This window comes from Pseudomonas sp. 50_B, from assembly GCF_017491625.1.
Taxonomy (GTDB): Bacteria; Pseudomonadota; Gammaproteobacteria; order Pseudomonadales; family Pseudomonadaceae; genus Aquipseudomonas; species Aquipseudomonas danubii.
Window position 1 is genome coordinate 1 of the sequence record NZ_JAFGYX010000051.1, and the last position, 3829, is coordinate 3829.

Annotated in this window: 4 protein-coding genes; all 4 read right to left on the reverse strand. The window is 55.2% G+C overall.

Features of this window, described 5'->3' with window-relative positions:
- The coding region (locus J5M73_RS30790) for a phage portal protein (protein ID WP_207816835.1) at nt 1–1113 on the reverse strand (1113 nt) is incomplete at its 3' end.
- Complete coding sequence (locus tag J5M73_RS30795; RefSeq protein WP_000198149.1) at nt 1110–1316, reverse strand: gpW family protein; 207 nt, start codon at nt 1314–1316, stop codon at nt 1110–1112. The genes J5M73_RS30790 and J5M73_RS30795, both read right to left, overlap by 4 nt.
- The gene (locus tag J5M73_RS30800) at nt 1313–3238 is read right to left on the reverse strand and encodes a phage terminase large subunit family protein (RefSeq protein WP_001027292.1); all 1926 of its coding nucleotides are present in this window, start codon (nt 3236–3238) and stop codon (nt 1313–1315) included. The genes J5M73_RS30795 and J5M73_RS30800 overlap by 4 nt, the downstream gene beginning before the upstream one ends.
- Nucleotides 3213–3758 carry a DNA-packaging protein gene (locus J5M73_RS30805; protein WP_000453580.1) on the reverse strand — a complete coding sequence of 182 codons (546 nt, stop codon included), beginning with the start codon at nt 3756–3758 and terminating at the stop codon, nt 3213–3215. Before J5M73_RS30805 ends, J5M73_RS30800 begins: the two co-directional genes overlap by 26 nt.
- Nucleotides 3759–3829: the final 71 nt, after the last annotated feature.

Below are 3829 nucleotides of genomic sequence, written 5' to 3' on the forward strand. Positions count from 1 at the left end.
CTCATACGAGACACCCAGCCCGGCAGCGATATACCGCAGCAGTGACTGCTCAAACACGGAGTAGCCGTTATCCGTATCCTGAGCCGTCTGCAGGTTCAGTGAGTCACCCGGCATCAGGTGCGGTACTTTTGCGCCTCCCAGCCGGACCGGCGCTGCGGCGTAATACGCGGCAATTTCACCAATCCAGCCGGTCAGCCTTTCCCGCTGCTCCTGACTGTTCGCGCCCAGAATAAAATCCATCGCTGACTGCGTATCCAGCTCACTCTCAATGGTGGCGGCATACATCGCCTTCACAATGGCGCTCTGCAGCTGCGTGTTCTGCAGCGTGTCGAGCATCTTCATCTGCTCCATCACGCTGTAAAACACATTTGCACCGCGAGTCTGCCCGTCCTCCACGGGTTCAAAAACGTGAATGAACGAGGCGCGCCCGCCGGGTAACTCACGGGGTATCCATGTCCATTTCTGCGGCATCCAGCCAGGATACCCGTCCTCGCTGACGTAATATCCCAGCGCCGCACCGCTGTCATTAATCTGCACACCGGCACGGCAGTTCCGGCTGTCGCCGGTATTGTTCGGGTTGCTGATGCGCTTCGGGCTGACCATCCGGAACTGTGTCCGGAAAAGCCGCGACGAACTGGTATCCCAGGTGGCCTGAACGAACAGTTCACCGTTAAAGGCGTGCATGGCCACACCTTCCCGAATCATCATGGTAAACGTGCGTTTTCGCTCAACGTCAATGCAGCAGCAGTCATCCTCGGCAAACTCTTTCCATGCCGCTTCAACCTCGCGGGAAAAGGCACGGGCTTCTTCCTCCCCGATGCCCAGATAGCGCCAGCTTGGGCGATGACTGAGCCGGAAAAAAGACCCGACGATATGATCCTGATGCAGCTGGATGGCGTTGGCGGCATAGCCGTTATTGCGTACCAGATCGTCTGCGCGGGCATTGCCACGGGTAAAGTTGGGCAACAGGGCTGCATCCACACTTTCACTCGGTGGGTTCCACGACCGCAACTGCCCTCCAAATCCGCTGCCACCGCCGTGATAACCGGCATATTCGCGCAGCGATGTCATGCCGTCCGGCCCCAGAAGGGTGGGAATGGTGGGCGTTTTCATACATAAAATCCTGCAGGTCCCCTGCGTCGCTGTGTCATGCCGGTCTGCACTTCCAGCTCTGCAATATATTTTTTCAGGTCAGACACGGAAGTGGCCGTAAACTCCACCCTTCGTCCGTCTTTCTGTACTGTTGCCACCCGTTTACCTGTCATCAGGTCATGCAGTGCCGCACGGGCAGCGGCAAGTTCTTCCTGTCGCGTCATTCATCCTCTCCGGATAAGGCACGGGCGTAATCTGCCAGTGTTTTCTTGTTGGTTGCTGCACCATCCTCTTCCTGCAGGCTCGCCAGCAGCGCACTGAGATCCAGCTGCCAGCGGGAAATACTGATGCGCAGCGCCGCCAGCGCATAAACGAAGCAGTCGAGTGCCTCATTGCGTCGCTTTTTGCTGTCCCACAGTATTTTTTTCCTGCCATCCACCCATTTTTCGACCTGCTCTTCAGCAGTCAGCTGCTGCGCTTCGGTCAGATCAAAAATATCCGGGTTATTCGGGAAGTGAACGGCACCGGGAAGCGGTTCATCCCCTTCCGGCGTCAGTGTGAAGCGGTTATAAATCTGCTCTTTCGCGGTATCCGTACCGATTTCGGTAAGGTAAACCCCGTTTTTGTTTCGCTTACGTGGCATGCTGGCCACCGGCTTTCCGTAGACGGATGCCCCTTTAATGGGGATCACCCGGAACAGCCCATGTTTTTTCGAGCGTTCATACACAATGGTCGGGTCAATCCCGCCAGTATCCCAGCAGATACGGGATATCGACATTTCTGCACCATTCCGGCGGGTATAGGTTTTATTGATGGCCTCATCCACACGCAGCAGCGTCTGTTCATCGTCGTGGCGGCCCATAATAATCTGCCGGTCAATCAGCCAGCTTTCCTCACCCGGCCCCCATCCCCATACGCGCATTTCGTAGCGGTCCAGCTGGGAGTCGATACCGGCGGTCAGGTAAGCCACACGGTCAGGAACGGGCGCTGAATAATGCTCTTTCCGCTCTGCCATCACTTCAGCATCCGGACGTTCGCCAATTTTCGCCTCCCACGTCTCACCGAGCGTGGTGTTTACGAAGGTTTTACGTTTTCCCGTATCCCCTTTCGTTTTCATCCAGTCTTTGACAATCTGCACCCAGGTGGTGAACGGGCTGTACGCTGTCCAGATGTGAAAGGTCACACTGTCAGGTGGCTCAATCTCTTCACCGGATGACGAAAACCAGAGAATGCCATCACGGGTCCAGATCCCGGTCTTTTCGCAGATATAACGGGCATCAGTAAAGTCCAGCTCCTGCTGGCGGATGACGCAGGCATTATGCTCGCAGAGATAAAACACGCTGGAGGGGTCATCCGGCGTCCATTTGAGGCCAAACGGCGTCTCTTTGTCGCCAAATTTAAGATACTGCTCCTCCCCGCAATGCGGGCAGGCAACATGAAAACGCATAAAATGCGGGGATTCACTGGCTGCACGCTCAATCTGACAGGTGCCTCTCACTTTTGGCGTGGAGCCACGGATGGACTTTGGCCAGACCGAGCCTTCAATACGCTTGTCACCCAGGAACGTCGGAGAGCCTTCCTGTTCAATATCATCATCAAAAGCAGCAAGTTCATCATAACCCGCCACATCCACCGACTTTTCACGGTAGTTTTTTGCCGCTTTACCGCCCAGGCACCAGAAGCCACGCCCATTAGTGAAACGCTTCATGGTGAGCGTGTTATCCCGGTGCTTTTTGCCATACCACGGGGCCAGCGCCAGCAGCGACGGAATATCACGAATAGTCGGCTCAACGTGGGTTTTCATAAAGTTCTCGGCATCACCATCCGTCGGCAACCAGATAAGGGTGTTGCGCTGCTTATGCTCTATAAAGTAGGCATAAACACCCAGCAGCATTTTGGAATAACCGACACGGGCAGACTTCACCACATTCACCTCACGGATGTAGTCGCTGCCCATCGCATTCATGATGGCCCGCTGAAAGGGCAGTGTTTCCCAGCGCCCTTCCTGGTATGCGGATTCTTTCGGGAGATAGTAATTAGCATCCGCCCATTCAACGGCGGTCTGTGGCTCCGGCCTGAACAGTGAGCGAAGCCCGGCGCGGACAAAATGCCGCAGCCTGTTAACCTGACTGTTCGATATATTCACTCAGCAACCCCGGTATCAGTTCATCCAGCGCGGCTGCTTTGTTCATGGCTTTGATGATATCCCGTTTCAGGAAATCAACATGTCGGTTTTCCAGTTCCGGAAAACGCCGCTGCACCGACAGGGGGAGCCCGTCGAGAATACTGGCAATTTCACCTGCGATCCGCGACAGCACGAAAGTACAGAATGCGGTTTCCACCACTTCAGCGGAGTCTCTGGCATTCTTCAGTTCCTGTGCGTCGGCCTGCGCACGCGTAAGTCGATGGCGTTCGTACTCAATAGTTCCTGGCTGGAGATCTGCCTCGCTGGCCTGCCGCAGTTCTTCAACCTCCCGGCGCAGCTTTTCGTTCTCAATTTCAGCATCCCTTTCGGCATACCATTTTATGACGGCGGCAGAGTCATAAAGCACCTCATTACCCTTGCCACCGCCTCGCAGAACGGGCATTCCCTGTTCCTGCCAGTTCTGAATGGTACGGATACTCGCACCGAAAATGTCAGCCAGCTGCTTTTTGTTGACTTCCATTGTTCATTCCACGGACAAAAACAGAGAAAGGAAACGACAGAGGCCAAAAAGCTCGCTTTCAGCACCTGTCG

Bases quoted from the DNA above. Each gene is read 5' to 3' on its own strand.
- J5M73_RS30795 (WP_000198149.1), bottom strand. From the start codon at position 1,316: ATGACGCGACAGGAAGAACTTGCCGCTGCCCGTGCGGCACTGCATGAC.
- J5M73_RS30805 (WP_000453580.1), bottom strand. From the start codon at position 3,758: ATGGAAGTCAACAAAAAGCAGCTGGCTGACATTTTCGGTGCGAGTATC.